General features: G+C 72.1%; 14 protein-coding genes and 1 tRNA gene. 4 read left to right on the forward strand and 11 right to left on the reverse strand.

Annotation, left to right across the window (positions count from 1 at the left end; translation table 11 throughout):
• Positions 1 to 12 precede the first annotated feature (12 nt).
• Genes pknB through AC1WTP_RS03820 form a run of 7 tightly spaced genes read right to left on the reverse strand, consistent with a single transcriptional unit; the run spans position 13 to position 8,954 of the window.
• Positions 13 to 1,827 (reverse strand): Stk1 family PASTA domain-containing Ser/Thr kinase, encoded by a 1,815-nt coding sequence (pknB, locus tag AC1WTP_RS03790; protein ID WP_481647830.1) that lies wholly within the window; start codon positions 1,825 to 1,827, stop codon positions 13 to 15.
• Positions 1,824 to 3,209 (reverse strand): serine/threonine-protein kinase, encoded by a 1,386-nt coding sequence (locus tag AC1WTP_RS03795; protein WP_481647831.1) that lies wholly within the window; start codon positions 3,207 to 3,209, stop codon positions 1,824 to 1,826. The genes pknB and AC1WTP_RS03795 overlap by 4 nt, the downstream gene beginning before the upstream one ends.
• Position 3,210: 1 nt before the next feature.
• Positions 3,211 to 4,716, reverse strand: coding sequence for a peptidoglycan D,D-transpeptidase FtsI family protein (locus AC1WTP_RS03800; RefSeq protein ID WP_481647832.1), 1,506 nt, complete (start codon positions 4,714 to 4,716; stop codon positions 3,211 to 3,213).
• Entirely contained in the window at positions 4,713 to 6,206 is a 1,494-nt protein-coding gene (locus AC1WTP_RS03805; RefSeq protein ID WP_481647833.1) for an FtsW/RodA/SpoVE family cell cycle protein, read from the reverse strand. Before AC1WTP_RS03805 ends, AC1WTP_RS03800 begins: the two co-directional genes overlap by 4 nt.
• 28 nt (positions 6,207 to 6,234) lie before the next feature.
• The gene (locus AC1WTP_RS03810) at positions 6,235 to 7,674 is read right to left on the reverse strand and encodes a PP2C family protein-serine/threonine phosphatase (protein WP_481647834.1); all 1,440 of its coding nucleotides are present in this window, start codon (positions 7,672 to 7,674) and stop codon (positions 6,235 to 6,237) included.
• The gene (locus tag AC1WTP_RS03815; protein WP_481647835.1) at positions 7,671 to 8,156 is read right to left on the reverse strand and encodes an FHA domain-containing protein FhaB/FipA; all 486 of its coding nucleotides are present in this window, start codon (positions 8,154 to 8,156) and stop codon (positions 7,671 to 7,673) included. The genes AC1WTP_RS03810 and AC1WTP_RS03815 overlap by 4 nt, the downstream gene beginning before the upstream one ends.
• A gap of 6 nt (positions 8,157 to 8,162) precedes the next feature.
• Complete coding sequence (locus tag AC1WTP_RS03820; protein ID WP_447135015.1) at positions 8,163 to 8,954, reverse strand: FhaA domain-containing protein; 792 nt, start codon at positions 8,952 to 8,954, stop codon at positions 8,163 to 8,165.
• Positions 8,955 to 9,181: 227 nt separating this feature from the next.
• Here AC1WTP_RS03820 and AC1WTP_RS03825 point away from each other — a divergent pair.
• The 3 genes from AC1WTP_RS03825 to AC1WTP_RS03835 all read left to right on the forward strand — a co-directional run bounded on the left by AC1WTP_RS03825 (position 9,182) and on the right by AC1WTP_RS03835 (position 11,252).
• A tRNA-Leu gene (locus tag AC1WTP_RS03825) sits at positions 9,182 to 9,267 on the forward strand.
• Positions 9,268 to 9,336: 69 nt separating this feature from the next.
• Entirely contained in the window at positions 9,337 to 10,452 is a 1,116-nt protein-coding gene (locus AC1WTP_RS03830) for an NAD-dependent epimerase/dehydratase family protein (RefSeq protein ID WP_481647836.1), read from the forward strand.
• Positions 10,449 to 11,252, forward strand: a complete 804-nt coding sequence (locus tag AC1WTP_RS03835) for a WecB/TagA/CpsF family glycosyltransferase (protein ID WP_481647837.1) — start codon at positions 10,449 to 10,451, stop codon at positions 11,250 to 11,252. Before AC1WTP_RS03830 ends, AC1WTP_RS03835 begins: the two co-directional genes overlap by 4 nt.
• 60 nt (positions 11,253 to 11,312) lie before the next feature.
• On the opposite strand, the gene AC1WTP_RS03840 is transcribed toward AC1WTP_RS03835, so the two are convergent.
• Positions 11,313 to 13,187 (reverse strand): S8 family peptidase, encoded by a 1,875-nt coding sequence (locus AC1WTP_RS03840; RefSeq protein ID WP_481647838.1) that lies wholly within the window; start codon positions 13,185 to 13,187, stop codon positions 11,313 to 11,315.
• A 222-nt stretch (positions 13,188 to 13,409) separates the two neighbouring features.
• Here AC1WTP_RS03840 and AC1WTP_RS03845 point away from each other — a divergent pair, with 222 nt between their 5' ends.
• Positions 13,410 to 14,072 (forward strand): hypothetical protein, encoded by a 663-nt coding sequence (locus tag AC1WTP_RS03845; RefSeq protein WP_481647839.1) that lies wholly within the window; start codon positions 13,410 to 13,412, stop codon positions 14,070 to 14,072.
• Here AC1WTP_RS03845 and AC1WTP_RS03850 read toward each other — a convergent pair.
• The 3 genes from AC1WTP_RS03850 to AC1WTP_RS03860 form a co-directional block, all read right to left on the reverse strand.
• Positions 14,040 to 14,447: a hypothetical protein gene (locus AC1WTP_RS03850; RefSeq protein ID WP_481647840.1), complete on the reverse strand. Its 408-nt coding sequence runs from the start codon at positions 14,445 to 14,447 to the stop codon at positions 14,040 to 14,042. The genes AC1WTP_RS03845 and AC1WTP_RS03850 overlap by 33 nt on opposite strands.
• A gap of 213 nt (positions 14,448 to 14,660) precedes the next feature.
• Positions 14,661 to 14,882: a DUF397 domain-containing protein gene (locus tag AC1WTP_RS03855; RefSeq protein WP_481647841.1), complete on the reverse strand. Its 222-nt coding sequence runs from the start codon at positions 14,880 to 14,882 to the stop codon at positions 14,661 to 14,663.
• The gene (locus AC1WTP_RS03860; RefSeq protein ID WP_447135022.1) at positions 14,852 to 15,733 is read right to left on the reverse strand and encodes a helix-turn-helix domain-containing protein; all 882 of its coding nucleotides are present in this window, start codon (positions 15,731 to 15,733) and stop codon (positions 14,852 to 14,854) included. Before AC1WTP_RS03860 ends, AC1WTP_RS03855 begins: the two co-directional genes overlap by 31 nt.
• Positions 15,734 to 16,123 lie beyond the last annotated feature (390 nt).

Here is a 16,123-nt window from a genome sequence, read left to right on the forward strand (position 1 = left end):
ACGCGACGGACGTCACTCGCCGGAGAGCCGGGCTGGTGGCGGGGTGGTCGGGAACAACGGGAAACCGCCACCACTGCCGTCGGACGGCGTGGTCGTCGGCGTCGGGGTCACCGATCCGGTCGGCGTCGGGTCGACCACCTCGGGCACGCTGACCACGATGGTCACCGTCTTACCCTTGGCCAGGTTGTTGCCGGCCTTCGGGTTCTGTGACTGCACCCGGCCCGCCCGGTCCGCCGGTACCTCGTCGCCCTGCTCCACCTTTACCCGGTAGCCGGCGTCCTCCAGCTCGTCCCGGGCGTCGTCCTCGGTGGCGTTGAGCACGTTCGGCACCTGGGCGACATTGCCCTTGGAGACGGTGAGGGTGACCGTCGCGCCCTCCGCGACCCGCGTGCCCTCGGCCGGTGCCACCTTGAGCACGGTGTCCTTCCGCTCCGGGCTGTCCAGCTCCTCCCGCCTGACCGTGAAGCCCTCGGACTCCAGCCGCTGCTTCGCGCTCTCGAACGTCGACCCCTCGATCCCGGACGGGATGGCCTTCGTGGCCGGGCCGCCGCAGACCTGGATCGTGACCACCTGGTCCGCCTCCAGCCGGGCGTTCGGACGCGGATTCTGCTCGGCGACCGTCCCCTTCTGGCAGGTGGCGTTGAAGACCTGCTCGCCGGCCTGGGGCACGAGCCCGGCCTGCTGGATCTGCGCGAACGCCTGGTCCTGGGTCAGACCGGTCACCGTGGGCACGGTGACCTGCTTGTCCCCCTGCTGGCTCCAGAGCAGGGCGGCGACCAGGGCGATCACCGCGAGCACGCCGACCGCGGAGAAGGTGGCGATCAGCCACGACGACGCCTTGCGCTGGCGCGGGTCACCGACCCGGGCCGGGATCTGCCGGGTCTGCGGCACGCCGGGGGCGGGCGGGTAGCCCGCCGCGCCGGCGGCCGGCGCCATCGGCATGGTCTCGTCCTCGCGCATCACCGGGGTGGCCAGCACCGGCCGACCGGCGGCCGCGCGGAGCAGGTCGGCGCGCATCTCGCCGGCGCTCTGGTAGCGGTTGAGCGGGTTCTTCGACAGCGCCTTGAGCACGATCGCGTCGACCGCCGGGTTGACGTCCGGGTTGATGTCGCTCGGCGTCGGCGGCGCCTCCCGGACGTGCTGGTAGGCGACGCTGACCGGGCTGTCGCCGACGAACGGCGGGTGGCCACAGAGCAGCTCGAAGAGCACGCAGCCGGCGGCGTAGACGTCGGATCGGGCGTCGACCGCCTCACCCCGGGCCTGCTCCGGGGAGAGGTACTGCGCCGTGCCGATCACCGCGCTGGTCTGCGTCATCGTGGTGGCGCCGCTGGCCAGCGCCCGGGCGATGCCGAAGTCCATCACCTTGACCTGGCCGGTCTGGGTCAGCATCACGTTGCCGGGCTTGATGTCCCGGTGGATGATGCCGTGCCGGTGGCTGAACTCCAGCGCCGCGCACATGTCGGCGCAGATCTCCAGCGCCCGGCGCGGCTGGAGCCGCCCCTCGGCGCCGAGCACCTCCTTGAGGGTCCGCCCGTTGACGAACTCCATCACGATGAACGGCAGCGTCTCGCCGGTCGGCGCGGTCTCCTCGCCGGTGTCGTAGACGGCCACGATCGCCGGGTGGTTCAGCGACGCCGCGTTCTGCGCCTCGCGGCGGAACCGCATCTGGAAGGTCGCGTCCCGGGCCAGATCCGCCCGGAGCATCTTGATCGCGACGTCCCGACCGAGCCGGAGGTCGCGACCGCGGTGCACCTCGGCCATGCCGCCGTAGCCGAGCAGCTCGCCGACCTGATACCTGCCACCGAGCAGGCGGGCCTGCGCTGTCATCGCGTCTGTCGTCCTTCGCTCGTCGTCGTCTCGCCGCTGCCCGGCCGGGGCCGTACCTGTCGACGGTACGACGTCTCGGCCAGATCGTCGCATCCGGCGGGCCTGAGCGCGCCGGACGTCACCGCCTGCGGGGCGAGCGCGCCCGACTGCGTGCCCTTCCGCAGACTGTAGGAAATCACGCCGGAGCAGATGAGTACCAGTACGGCCAGGAGGATGGCGACGAACACCATGCCGGGTCGGGAACGGCCGGGGGCCGGCTGGCCGGGCTGCGGGGCGTACGCCATCGGGCGCGCCGTGGCGGGCGGGGGCACCGGGGCGGCACCGCGCGGAAAGCCGGGCTGGGCCACCGGCGGGCGGGGTGCGGGGGCCGGCGCGACCGCGGTGGGGCGCTGCGGCGTCACCGCGGCGCGCGGCGGCGCGGCGGTCGGGCGGGGCTGCTGCGGCGGAGCGGCCAGCGGCCGGGCTGCCGCCGGCGGGCGCACCTGGGCGCGACCGGGCGGAGCGGCCGGCGAGGCGGGCGCGGCCGAGACCGGACTGGCCTGACCACCGGCCCGGGCCTGCTGGGAGAGCGCGACCTTCAACTGCCGGGCCACCCCGGCCAGCGCGGCGGCGCTCGGCCAGCGGGCCGCCGGGTCCTTGGCCAGGGCCCGCTCGACCACCGCCTTGACCTGCGGCGGGATGTCGGCCGGCAGCGGCCGGGGGGCCTCCCGGACGTGCCGCATCGCGATCTCGAGGGGATTGTCGCCCTCGAACGGCCGCCGCCCGGCCAGGCACTGGTAGGCGACCACGCCGAGGGCGTAGACGTCGGAGGCGGGGGTGGCGACGCCGCCGGTGGCCTGCTCCGGGGAGATGTACGAGGCGGTGCCGAGCACCGAGCCGGCGGCGGTGAGCTGCCCGACGAGGTCGGAGCGGGCGATGCCGAAGTCGGTCAGCACCAGCGTGCCGTTCGGCCGGACCAGCAGGTTGCCGGGCTTGACGTCGCGGTGCACGATGCCCTTCTCGTGCGCCGCGTGCAGCGCGTCGGCCGCCTGCGCGACCAGCGCCATCGTCCGGGCCGGGGTGAGCCGGCCGACCCGGCTCAGCGTGGCCGAGAGCGCGTCTCCCTCGACGTACTCCATCACCAGGAACGCGATCTGCTGGTCGTTGCCGAAGTCGTAGACGTCGACCACGCCCGGGTGGTTGATGGTGGCCATGGTGCGGGCCTCGCCGCGGAACCGCTCGGCGAAGCCGGGCTCGTCCAGCAGCGCGGGCAGCAGGCTCTTCACCGCGACCGTCCGGCCGAGCACCTGGTCGGTGCCGCGCCAGACGTCACCCATGCCGCCGCTGGCGATCCGCTCGTCGAGACGGTATCGGTTGCCGAGCAGCACGCCGGGGCTGAGCATGTCAGCGGCCCCCCGGGTCGGCGATCGCCGCCCGCATGATCTGGCCACCGATCCGGGCGGCCTCACCGCTGCCGCCGTCGCCGCCGTTCTCCAGCAGGACGCAGACCGCGGAGACCGGGTTGCCGTTCTTGTCCAGGGCGAAGCCGATGAACCACGAGTGGGGAGGGATGCCGGGGCCGACGTCGGCCGTGCCGGTCTTGCCGCCGACCGTGTAGCCGTTGATCCGCGCGCTCCGGCCGGTGCCGTTCTCGACCACGCTGACCATCATGTCCCGCAGGTCGGCGGCGACCTGGCCGCTGACCGGCTGGCGCAGCTCCCGCGGCTTGGCGGTGTAGTAGCTGGTGGTGCGGTCCGGCCCGAGCAGCTGGCGGACCAGGTAGGGGCGCATCTGGCTGCCGCCGTTGGCGACCGACGCGGCGATCAGCGCGCCCTGCAGCGGCGTCATCCGGACGTCCCGCTGGCCGATCGAGGACTGGGCGAGCGCCGCCGGGTCGTCCCCGCCGTCGGCGTTCTGGATGCTGCCGGTGCGGCTGGCCGCCACCTGGTGCCCGCCCTCGCCGAGCTGGCCGACGGTCAGGTCGTCCTGCTCGAAGCCGAACTGGCGGGCCTTCTCCTTGATGGTGTCGGCGCCCAGCCGGATGCCGAGCTGGGCGAACCCGGTGTTGCACGACTCGGTGACCGCTTCGATGAGGGTGACCTGCGACTCCGGGCAGATGGACGCCGCGGCGTTCCTGATCGGGCTGCCGGAGGTCGGCGGGGTGAAGCTGGCGCCGGCCGGGATCCGGGTGTTCTTGCCGACCCCGTTCTCCAGCGCCGCGGCCGCCACCACGATCTTGAAGGTGGAGCCCGGGGGCAGCACCTCGCCGAGCGCCCGGTTACGCAGCGGGCGGTCCCGGTCCTGCTCGAGCCGGTTGTACGCCGCGGTGGCCGCGCGGGTGTCATGGCTGGCCAACGGGTTCGGGTCGAAGCTGGGCATGGAGACGAGCGCCTGCACCGCCCCGGTCCGCGGGTCGATGGCGATCGCCGCCCCCCTCGTGACCCCCCTCTCGTTGTTCCGCAGCTGGTCGTACGCGACGTCCTGGGCCCGCTTGGAGATGGTCAGCAGCACGTTGCCGCCACCGGTCTGGTCACCGGTGAACATGTCCTTGAACCGGTCCACGAAGAGCTGGTCGCTGGTGCCGGCGAGGAAGTCGTTCTCGCTCCGCTCGATGCCGGTGTCGGCGAGGTTGACCGGCTTGTAGCCGAGCACGTGCGCGTACTTGGCGCCACCCGGGTAGGTGCGCTGGTACTTCAGCTCGCCGTCGGTCTCCTTGCTGACCGCGAAGGCGGTGCCGCCGGCCTCGATGTTGCCGCGCTTGCGCTCGTACTCGGCGACCTGGACCCGACCGTTGTAGTCGCTGGTGCGGTATTCGTCGGCCTTGTAGGCCTGGATCCAGTTCAGGTTCGCGAAGAGCAGACCGAAGAGGATCATCACGACGACACCGACCCGGCGCAGGGGTGCGTTCACGGCCTGATCACCTCCGTGGGAGCACCGTGCAACTGCTCCGGCGGGCCGCCGGAGGGTCGGACCGCCCGGCCGCCGCCACCGGTGACCGGCCGCCGGGCCGCGTCCGAGACCCGGAGCAGCACCGCGACGAGCAGCCAGTTCGCCATCAGCGACGAGCCACCGGCGGAGAGGAACGGGGTGGTCTGGCCGGTGAGCGGGATGAGCTTGCTGATCCCGCCGACGATCACGAAGACCTGCAGGCCGAGGGTGAACGCCAGGCCGCCGGCGAGCAGCTTGCCGAACGAGTCCCGCACGGCCAGCGCGGCGCGCAGCCCCCGCTCCACGATCAGCAGGTAGACCACGAGCAGCGCGGAGAGCCCGAACAGGCCGATCTCCTCGCCGATGCCGGCGAAGATGAAGTCGTTCTGCACCTCGGGCAGCAGGCCCGGCTGGCCGCCGCCGGGCCCGGCGCCGAACAGGCCGCCGGTGCCGAGCGCGAGCAGCCCCTGGACCAACTGGTAGCCGTCGTCGTGCGGGTCGGCGAACGGGTCCAGCCAGATCTGCGCCCGGAGGTAGAAGTTGGCGAACGGGCCGCCGACGACGTCGCCGAGGACGTACGCCAGGTAGGCGCCGCCGAAGAAGAGCACCAGACCGATGAGCAGCCAACTGACCCGTTCGGTGGCGATGTAGAGCGTCACCACGAACATGCCGAAGTAGAGCAGCGAGGTGCCGAGGTCCTTCTCGAAGACGAGGACCAGGAGGCTGATCAGCCAGACCACAACGACCGGGCCGAGGTCGCGCCCCCGCGGGAAGTCGATGCCGAGGAAGCGGCGGCTGGCCAGCGACAGCACCTCGCGCTTGCGCACCAGGTAGTAGGCGAAGAAGACCAGCAGGGCCAGCTTGGCGAACTCACCGGGTTGGATCGAGAAACTGTCGCCGAACTTGATCCACAGCTTGGCGCCGTTGATCTCGGAGAACCGGCTGGGCAGCACCGCCGGGATCATCACCAGCACGATGCCGGCGAGCCCCAGGGTGTACGCGTACCGGGAGATCGACCGGTGGTCCCGCATCAGGGCGAGCAGCCCGGCGGCGAGGATCACCGACACCAGCGTCCAGGCGAGCTGGCGGCCGCCCTGGCCGGCGAAGATGGCCAGGTTCTCCCGCTCGGCCGGCGTGGCGTCGCCCAGGTCGAGCCGGCGCAGGAAGCCCACCCCGATCCCGTTGAGCAGCGCGACCGCCGGCAGCAGGGCCGGGTCGGCGAACGGCGCCAGGAACCGGATCACCAGGTGCAGGCCGAGGAAGACGGCGGTGAGCGCGGCGGCCGGCAGCCAGAAGTCGGGGGTGACCGTGTCGAGCACCTTCGCCTCGACCATCGCCCCGTACGCGGCCACCAGCCCCATCGCCAGCAGCAGCAGCGACAGCTCGGCGTTGCGCCGGGACCGGGCCAGGCGTACGCCGGGCTGCTCGCCCGTGGTGGCGGGCGAGGGTGCCGGGGTGGCCTGTGCGGTCAACGATGGGTCCTCAGGTTCGAGCCGACGCCTACTCGGGCGACCGGCAGGCGGCCGGGTCCAGCGCCGGCGCGATGGTGTCGGAGGGCGGGGCGTCGGGCGTGCTGGCCGGCGCGGGGCTGCCGCTCGGCCCGCCGCTGGCCGTCGGGCTGCCGCTGGCCGAGACGCCGGTCGCGCTCGGCGACGGCGCGGAGGGCGTCGGCGTCGCGGTGGCGCTGGCGGCTGTCAGGGTGGGGCTCGGCGGGCAGATCGGCTTCAGGTTCGGGTTCGTCGGGTTGTCGCTGGTCAGCTCGGCGAGGCGGCGCTCGGCGTCCGGCTCGCTCTTGGCCGGGATGCCCTGCTTCACCTGCTCCTGCGCGGCCAGGGTGAGATCGTCCAGCTCGGCCGGGCTGGTGGAGTGCACGGTGGAGAGGTCCATCCCGGCGATCTGGCCCTGGATGCCCCGGAACACCGCCACCTGGCCGTCCTCGGTCGCCCCGACGTAGTACTGCCGCTGGGTGTAGCTCCACCCGCCGAACAGGCCGCCACCGAGGATCACCAGCAGCGCCAGCGTCATCGCGGCGGCGCGTACCGGCCGGCGCCGGCGGCGCTCCGGCTCCTCGTCGGCGGCGGCCGCCGGCTCCTCCGGAGCGGCGGGGCGGGGCGCGGAGAGGGCCGAGGCGCGGGCCGCCGGGGTGGAGACGTCGGCCGAGGTGGCCATGCCGCGGTCGCGGGCGGCGGCGCCGCCGACGATCGGGGTGGCCTCGACGATGTCCTGGTCGGTGGCGTCGGCGATGATCACCGTGATGTTGTCCGGGCCGCCGCCGCGCAGGGCGAGCTGCACCAGCCGCTCGACGCACTGCTGCGGGTCGGCGTACTCGCGCATGGTGTCCGCGATGGTGTCCGCGCTGACCACGCCGGAGAGCCCGTCGCTGCAGATCAGGTAGCGGTCGCCGGGCAGCACCTGGCGGACGGAGTATTCCGGGTCGATGTCGCGGCCGTCGAGCGCCCGGGTCAGCAGCGAGCGCTGGGGGTGGCTGCTCGCCTCCTCGGCGCTGATCCGGCCCTCGTCGACCAGCATCTGGACGTACGTGTCGTCCTTGGTGATCTGCGCGAACTCGCCGTTGCGCAGGAGATAGGCCCGCGAGTCACCGATGTGGACCATGCCCAGCTTGCTGCCAGAGAAGAGGGTCGCGGTGAGCGTGGTGCCCATCCCCTCCAGCTGTGGGTTGGCGTCCACGGTGTCGCGGAGCTGCTGGTTGGCGGTACCCACCGCCGACCGCAGCGCGTCCACGAGGGCGTCCCCCGGGACGTCCTCGTCGAGTGGCGCCATGGCGCCGATGACGATGTTGCTGGCGACGTCACCGGCGGCCATGCCGCCCATGCCGTCGGCGACGGCGAGTAGCCGCGGCCCGGCGTAGACGGAATCCTGGTTACCGTCTCGGATCAGACCGCGGTCGCTGTGGGCCGCATAGCGCAGGGTCAGAGTCATGGCCGTAATTCGAGGGAAGTGCGGCCGATTCGGATCGGCACGCCGAGGGGGACGGGGGTTGGTCCGGTGACCTTAGCGCGATCCAGGTACGTGCCGTTAGTCGAGCCGAGATCCTCGACGAACCACTGCCCGTCGCGCGGCACCAGCCGGGCGTGCCGCGCGGAGGCGTAGTCGTCGGTGATGACGAGGGTGGAGTCCTCGGCCCGACCGATGGTGATCTGCGCTTCACCGAGGGTGATCCTGGTGCCGGCCAGTTGGCCGGCGGTGACCACCAGCTGGTGCGCCGCCCGACCCCGCTTCACCTTCGCCGGCTTCGCCGGCTGCCCCGTCGAGGCGCCGATGTTCCGGGGCGCGGCCACCAGCCGGCCCGACCGGGCGCCCGCGAAGAGGTCCCGGCGGATGACGCCGACCACCGTGAACACGAAGATCCACAGCAGGATGAGGAACCCGAACCGGGCAACGGTGATGACGAGTTCCGGCAAGGCGGGTCAGCCGTCCACGCGGAAGGTCAGCGTCGTCGTGCCCAGCTGGATCATGTCCCCGGGGTTGAGCGCGACGGCGGAGACCCGCTGGCCGTTGACCATCGTGCCGTTGGTCGACCCGAGGTCGGTCAGCACGACCTGGCCGCCGTCGAAGTCCAGCCGGGCGTGTCGCCGCGAGATGCCGACGTCGGGCAGGCGCAGGTTGGCCTGGTCGCCGCGGCCGATCACGGTCGAGCCCATCTGCAGCGGGTAGGTGCGCCCGTCGCCGGAGACCAGCCGGACGTTGCGGGTGCCGCCGCCGTGTCCCGGCGGGGGGCCGTAGCCGCCGCCCTGGTCGTAGGCGGGGTAGGCGGGCGGGCCGGCGTCGTAGCCGGGCGCCGAGACCGGGGCGACCTCGCCGCCGGTGTAGACCTCGGCGGTGACCCGGAACATGCCGGTGTCCAGCCCCTCGCCGCGCTCGATCTCGACGATCACGTCGCCGTAGACCGTCCAGGCCTGCTCGCCGATGAACTCCGCCTGCGACTGGGCCAGCTCCTGGGCCAGCGCGGCAGCGTACGGCGCCAGCCGACTGTGGTCGTAGGGCGAGAGATCGATCACGTAGCGGTTGGGCACCAACGTGCGCCCACCGGCCAGGATCGCCTTGTGCGCCTCGGCCTCCCGCTGCATGGCGTTGAGGATCTCCACGGGGTGGACCACCCCTTTGAAGACCTTGGCAAAGGCCCCTTCGACCAGGCCTTCCAGACGCTTCTCGAAGCGTTGCAGCACGCTCACCGGCTCCTCCTCGGGTCCCGAGGACATGATGGTATCCGGCCGGGGCGCGCGCAGCTCACACGCCGCTCGGCCGGCTGGCGCCCGCCCGTTCGGACGGGCCGATGTTGTCGTGCTACTCTTTCGTCCGCCACGAACGGTAACCGCCTCTACGAACGGTAACCGGTCGCGGCCGACGACCGGAGCCGGGTAACCTGGCCGAGCCCCGCTGGAGACAGCAGGACCGGCACAGACTACAGTGTTCGAGGTCGAGCCACGGGGAAGTGGCGGAATGGCAGACGCGCACGGTTCAGGTCCGTGTGCCCGAAAGGGCGTGGGGGTTCAACTCCCCCCTTCCCCACCAGATGACGACGAGGGCTCCGCAGCGATGCGGGGCCCTCGCGCCGTATCGGGGCGTGCCGTACGTCACGCTATGCTCCGATGGTTTCTGCCTCCGATGGACCAGGAGTGGCGTGTGAGTGTCGCGTTCGTGACCGGATCGGGCGGGCTGATCGGCTCCGAGGCGGTCCGGCACTTCGCCGGCCTCGGTCTCGATGTCGTCGGCATCGACAACGACATGCGGCAGGAGTTCTTCGGTGAGGAGGCGTCCACCGCCTGGAACGTCCGGCGGCTGACCGACGAGCTGGGGAACGCGTACTCGCACCACAGCATCGACATCCGCGACCGGGACGCGCTGGCGAAGCTCTTCCGCCGGTACGGCACCGACGTCGCCGTGGTGGTGCACACCGCCGCGCAGCCCTCGCACGACTGGGCGGTGCGCGACCCGTTCACCGACTTCGACGTGAACGCCGGCGGCACGCTCAACGTGCTGCAGAACGTGCGCGAGCACTGCATCGAGGCGCCGGTCATCCACTGCTCCACCAACAAGGTCTACGGCGACCGGCCGAACTTCCTCCCGCTGGTGGAGCTGGAGACCCGCTGGGAGATCGAGCCGGGGCATCCGTACGAGCAGGGCATCCGCGAGGACATGTCGATCGACGCCTGCCTGCACTCGGTCTTCGGCGCCTCCAAGGTGGCCGCCGACGTGATGGTGCAGGAGTACGGCCGCTACTTCGGCATGCGGACCGCCTGCTTCCGGGGCGGCACGCTGACCGGTCCGGCGCACTCCGCCACCGAGCTGCACGGCTTCCTCGGCTACGTGATGCGCGCCAACATGGAGCGCCGGAATTACAAGATCTTCGGATACCAGGGCAAACAGGTGCGCGACGCGATCCACAGCTCGGACGTGGTCTCCGCGTTCGAGGCGTTCTTCCGCAACCCGCGCTCGGCGGCGGTCTACAACCTCGGCGGCGGCCGGCACTCCAACACCTCGATGCGGGAGGCGTTCCGGCTGGCCGAGGAGATCACCGGCCACGAGATGATCTCCGAGTACGTCGAGGCGAACCGGATCGGCGACCACAAGTGGTGGATCGGCTCCAACGAGGCGTTCCAGGCCGACTACCCGGAGTGGAAGCAGGTCTACGACGTACCCATGATCATGCGGGAGATCTACGAGGCCAACGTGGACAAGTGGGTGCCGGGAGCATGACGACCCGGAAGCGGAACGTGCTCGGCGTCCTGGTGGACGCCACCGACTACGCCGCCGCCACCGAGCAGGTGGTGGCCGCCGCGCAGGAGCGCCGGCCGCTGGCGCTGACCGCGCTCGCCGTGCACGGCGTGATGACCGGGGTGCTCGACCGGGCGCACAACGCCCGGCTGAACTCCTTCGACGTGGTCACCCCGGACGGGCAGCCGGTGCGGTGGGCGCTCAACCTGCTGCACGGCGCCGGCCTCACCGACCGGGTGTACGGCCCGACGCTGACCCTGCACGTGCTGGCCCGGTTCGCCGACGAGGGGTTGCCGGTCTACCTCTACGGATCCACCGAGGAGACCCTCGCGCGGTTGATCCCGGCGCTGGAGCGGATGTTCCCGGCTCTCAAGATCGCCGGGGTGGAGCCGTCCAAGTTCCGCGCCGTGCAACCGGGCGAGGACGTCGAGATCGCCGACCGGATCAAGGCCAGCGGGGCCCGGCTCGTCCTGGTCGGGCTGGGCTGCCCGCGCCAGGAGGTCTTCGCGTACGCCATGCGGCCGCTGCTGGACATGCCGCTGATGGCGGTCGGGGCGGCCTTCGACTACCACGCCGGGCTGCTGCACAAGCCGCCGCCGTGGATGCAGCGGGCCGGCCTGGAGTGGCTCTGGCGGCTCGGCCTGGAGCCGAAGCGGCTCTGGCACCGCTACCTGGTGCTCAACCCGGCCTACGTGACCCGGCTGGTCGGCCAGAAGACCGGCCTGTGGAAGGCGGCCCCCCCGCCGCCGGCCACCGAGCGCCCGGCCGGCTTCGCGGTCTGATCCCCCGACGTACGCGCGAGGGCCCCTCCCGGGCTGGGAGGGGCCCCGCACAGCCGCTGATCAGAGGGTCAGCGTCCAGGTGTTGATGTAGCCGGTGTCGCCCGAGTAGACGTCCCGCACCTGCAACCGCCAGGTGCCGTTCGCCGCCTCGCTCGACAGGTTCACGGTGTAGGTGGTGTTGATGTTGTCCGCGCCATCCCAGAAGCTGCTGTTCTTCAGCCGGTAGGCCGAGCCGTCCGGGGCGACCAGGTCGACCACCAGGTCGCCGCGGTAGGTGTGCACGATGTTCACCGCCACCGTCGAGCTCGCCGAGGCGTTGCGGGCGCAGCCGGAGATGGTGATCGAGCTGGACACGGTGGCGCCGGTGTCCGGGATCGCCACGTCGGTGCCGTTGCTGCCGGAGCAGCCGCCGCCACCGGAGCCGGTCACCGTCAGCGTGTACGTCGCGGTCCGGGTACCCGAGGCGGCGCTGCCGGTGACGGTCACCGGGTAGGTGCCGGGCGGGGTGCTCGCCGAGGTGCTGATGGTCAGCGTCGACGAGCCGCCGGAGGTCACCGTGGCCGGGCTGAACGAAGCGGTCGCGCCGGCGGGCAGGCCGCTGGCGGAGAGGCTGACCGACTGGGCCGAACCGTTGGTGGTGGCGGTGTTGACCGTGGTGGTCACCGAGCCGCCGGGCGCGGTCGACCCGGAGGTCGGCGAGACCGACACGGAGAAGTCGTTGGTCGGCGGGGTGCCCTCGTTGACCACGTAGAGCAGCCGGTTCGGGGTGCCGGTGCCCGGGTTGGTCACCACGTTCGGGGTGGCGTTGTTGACCAGGCTGTCGCGCACCTGCTGCGGGCTCCACGCCGGGTTCGCCGAGAGCACCAGCGCCGCGGCGCCGGCCACGTGCGGCGACGCCATCGAGGTGCCGCTGATCGTGTTCGTCGCGCTGTTGCCGGTGTGCCAGGCCGACGTGATGTTGACGCCCGGCGCAAGGATGTCGACGCAGGTGCCGAAGTTGGAGAAACTCGCCGCCGCGTCGTTGTTCTGGGTGGCGCCGACGGTGATCGCCGAGGCGACCCGGGCCGGGGAGTAGTTGCAGGCGTTCTGCCGGTTGCCGAAGATGTCGCCGTTGCCGGCGGCGACGGCGTACGTGATGCCGGAGTTGATGGAGTTGGTCACCGCCGTGTCGATCGAGCTGTTGGCGCCGCCGCCGAGGCTCATGTTCGCCACGGCCGGCTTGACCGCGTTCGCGGTGACCCAGTCGATGCCGGCCACGACCTGGGCGTTGGTGCCGGAGCCCTGGCAGTTCAGCACCCGGACGCCGACGATCTGGACGCCCTTGGCCACCCCGTACGACGAGCCGCCGACGGTGCCCGCGACGTGCGTGCCGTGGCCGTTGCAGTCGTCGGCGGAGCCGCCGTCCACCGCGTCGAAGCCGGAGACCGCCCGGCCGCCGAAGTCGTTGTGCCCGTACAGCACGCCGGTGTCGATGACGTAGGCGCGCACGTTGGACGCCGTGTTCGGGTAGGTGTACGAGTTGTTCAGCGGCAGGTTGCGCTGGTCGATCCGGTCCAGACCCCAGGACGGGGGGTTGGTCTGGGTGCCGGAGATCGTCACGGTGTGGTTCTGCTCGACGTACGCCACGGCGGGGTCGGCCGCGATCCGCGCGGCGGCCTTCGCCCCGACCCGGACCTCGAAGCCGCGCAGCGCCGCGCCGTAGGTGCGCGCGACGGTGCCGCCGTGCCGGCCGACGAGCCGCTGGGCGTTGTCGCCCACCGCGCTCCGACCGACGGCGCTGTCCTTGAACACGACGATGTAGCTGTCGGCGACGGCGGTGTCCCCGCCGGCGCTGCGGATCACCCCGACCGGTTCGGCGGCCATCGCGGGCGTGGCGGCTGCCACCATCGCCAGCGCGGCCACCCCGACGAGTACGGACCTGTGTGGAAGAGCCATCTTCCTACCTCCCTCCTCCGACCGGCACCGACCGTCCACCCGCTCGTGGCGAGTCGATCGATGGATGCCAATCGATCTGAGGGTAGATGGGCCCGGAGAGGCAGATAAACATGTCGAATCGTCAATAACACCGGAGGGATGGCCCCTACGGGAGGCGACTACGGGCCGAGCGGGGGGCGGGCCCGGATTCGCCCCGACCGGAAACGGGCAAGGCTGTCAGACATGGATAGCCATCTCGCCGTGCTGCTGCCGCTCGCCGCCATCTGGCTGGCCGCCGGGTACGTCGCGGACGGGCTGCCCCGGCTCGACCGGGCCCACGCCCTGCGCCGGCGCGCCGGCTGGTCGCTCGTCCTCACCCTCACCGGACTGGGCCTGACCGCGGCGGTGCTGGCCGTCGGGCTGTCCAGCGGCGGGGCCACGGTGGCGGACCGGGCCGCGGGCGATCTCGCCCTCGCCGCCGGGCCCGCGGCCGTGGTCGCGCTCTGCGCCGTACGCCGGCTGCGCCGGTTGTGGGCCGGCGCGGGCGCCTTCGCCGCGGCGCCGGACACCCCCGCGCCACACCGCCTGCGGGCGGCCGCGGCGCATCCGATGATCGGGTTTCCGGTGCAGGTCACCGGGCTGGCCACGGTGCCGGCGCTGCTGACGGCCGGCGGTGCGGACCTGCTCGTCGAACCGGGCGTGACCGGCCCCGCGATCACCGTGGGCGCGCTCTGCGTCGCCGTGCTCGGCGTCCGGCACGCGCTGCGGCACAGCCGGCTGGTCGAGCGGGCGATGCCGGCGGAACCGACGGCACCGGCGGGATGGGCGGTGCCGGTCGAGCGGATGGCGCTCGCCGAGCCGGCCGAGCCGGCGTCACCGCGAGCGGGAAGTCCCCTGCACGTATAGCAGTTCGAGGATCGCCCGGGTCGCCTCGAACCAGCGGTCCAGCCAACCGGGCGGGGGCACGCTGCCCTTCGGCGGCAGCTCCATCAGCAGGCCGCGCAGCAGCGGGTGGTCGACCAGCGACTCGGTCGGCTCCATCGACCAGCCGCCGGGCGGGAACGAGGGCTCGGTGAGCGGGTTCGGGTCCAGCGACGGCAGCGAGAGCGGCGGTCCGGCCTGCTCGGGCGGGGCGGTGGCGGCGTCCCGGCCACCGGCCTCGGTGTCGGTCGACACCACCTCGGTCAACACGGTGTCCCGGCGCGCCCCCCGGTACTTGCCGCCGAACCGTTCCGGCTTGCCCGGACCGTTGGTGAGGTTCTCTGAACCGATCGTCGTCATCCGTCTCGCCTGCCTAGCTCGGTTGTCGATCCGCGGCGGGTTGTCGACCAGCGCCGTACCGAGGGGTACAACGAGACGGGACCGATGTGGCGACGGGATTCCCGGAGACGGGGTCGCGTCCGGGCGGCGGTCGTCGCCGCGCCGGCGGACCCGGGCACGGCCATGTCCCCGTCCGGCGACCGGACGGGGACACGGCGTCACGTCACAGGGTCGTCAGTCCCGGCCGAACCCGCCGCCCTTGGCGCCGGCGACGAAGGCGTGCCAGTCGCCCGGGGCGAAGACCAGGGCCGGACCTGTCTTGTCCTTCGAGTCCCGGACCCCGACCGCCCCGGTCACGTACGCCACCTCCACGCAGTTGTCACAGTTCGGCCCGCTCTTCGAGCTCTTGAACCACGTTGCCTGCGTCAGGTCCACGGGGAACCCCTTGGTCGCCATTTCCACAACGGCTCCTCTGCCAGTTTCGCGATGTGTGCGATGGACTCCTCCGGACGAATGGCCGCCGCGCGGATGTGATCGAAGATGAAGCTGTACTTCTGCAGTTCGTCACTCTTCTCCAGGAAGAGCCCACCCGTGGCGTTCTCCGCGTACACGACATCCGGATCACCGGGCTCGGGGAAGCTGAGGATCGTGAAGGTGCCGTCCATGCCGGCGTGCGCCCCCACCTCGAAAGGCAGGATCTGCAGCGTCACGTTCGGCAACTCGGCCACCTCGACCAACCGCTTGAGCTGGCCGCGCATCACCGCGTCCCCGCCCACCGGCCGGCTCACCACCGCCTCATCGAGCACCACCCACAGATCGACCGGATCATCCTGAGTCAGCAACGACTGGCGGCCCAGCCGGACACGGACACGTTGTGCGACCTGTTCGGCGGTGAAGTCCGGCCGAGCGGCACGGATCATGGCACTCGCGTACTCCTCGGTCTCCAACAGGCCGGGGACCACCTGCTGCTCGTACGCCCGGATCGAACTGGCCGCCGCCTCCAGCCCGACGTACGCACCGACCAGCACCGTGCTGTACGGATGCCACCAGCCCTTCTGCCGCGCCTCCCGGGCGATCTGCACCAGCTCGTCGCTCTCCGCGCCCACCACGCCGTAGATCCGCAGCATGTCCCGCACGTCGCGCGGCGTGGCGGTGGTGTGGCCGGTCTCGATCCGGGAGACCTTCGACGCCGAGCACTCCAACTGCTCGGCGACCGCCTCGATGGTGATCCCGGCCGCCTCCCGCTGCCGGCGCAACTCCGCGCCGAGCCGGCGCCGCCGGATCGTCGGGCTACGCCGCTCACTCACGGGACCACCTCGGCTGCCGCTCCGGACCGTTGGCTGGCCCTCACCGGTACACCTCCGCGTGGACGCGCCGCTGTCGCCGCCCGCCGGGGCGCGACCGTCGGGCGGGCGAGGCGTTCGCGGCTGGGGGTGGTGCCGGTCCTCGGCCGGCCGCGACGGGCGAAACCGGCCCTCAGTGTGCCGTCCGGACGCCGACGGCTTCAAGCGCCGTTTCGCGCGAGCCGCTCGCGTATCGGCAAAAGTCGACGTGCAACTTGCATGTCGCACGTCTCTGATGCACTCTGTCCGTATGGCACGGGTCACTCACCGTCAAGATCGCTCTTCCGGAGCGGTGACCCCACCAGCGCCCGGTGACCGGACGGCGACCGTGCCCGACCTCCGACAACAAGATCT

Source organism: Micromonospora sp. R311 (assembly GCF_056780015.1).

What these genes read in the sequence shown, in the direction of transcription:
- AC1WTP_RS03840 (WP_481647838.1), bottom strand. Translation starts at nt 13,187, where the DNA reads ATGGCTCTTCCACACAGGTCCGTACTCGTCGGGGTGGCCGCGCTGGCG.
- AC1WTP_RS03855 (WP_481647841.1), bottom strand. Translation starts at nt 14,882, where the DNA reads ATGGCGACCAAGGGGTTCCCCGTGGACCTGACGCAGGCAACGTGGTTC.
- AC1WTP_RS03810 (WP_481647834.1), bottom strand. Translation starts at nt 7,674, where the DNA reads ATGACTCTGACCCTGCGCTATGCGGCCCACAGCGACCGCGGTCTGATC.
- AC1WTP_RS03845 (WP_481647839.1), top strand. Translation starts at nt 13,410, where the DNA reads ATGGATAGCCATCTCGCCGTGCTGCTGCCGCTCGCCGCCATCTGGCTG.
- AC1WTP_RS03820 (WP_447135015.1), bottom strand. Translation starts at nt 8,954, where the DNA reads ATGTCCTCGGGACCCGAGGAGGAGCCGGTGAGCGTGCTGCAACGCTTC.
- AC1WTP_RS03850 (WP_481647840.1), bottom strand. Translation starts at nt 14,447, where the DNA reads ATGACGACGATCGGTTCAGAGAACCTCACCAACGGTCCGGGCAAGCCG.
- AC1WTP_RS03795 (WP_481647831.1), bottom strand. Translation starts at nt 3,209, where the DNA reads ATGCTCAGCCCCGGCGTGCTGCTCGGCAACCGATACCGTCTCGACGAG.
- AC1WTP_RS03830 (WP_481647836.1), top strand. Translation starts at nt 9,337, where the DNA reads ATGCTCCGATGGTTTCTGCCTCCGATGGACCAGGAGTGGCGTGTGAGT.
- AC1WTP_RS03835 (WP_481647837.1), top strand. Translation starts at nt 10,449, where the DNA reads ATGACGACCCGGAAGCGGAACGTGCTCGGCGTCCTGGTGGACGCCACC.
- pknB (WP_481647830.1), bottom strand. Translation starts at nt 1,827, where the DNA reads ATGACAGCGCAGGCCCGCCTGCTCGGTGGCAGGTATCAGGTCGGCGAG.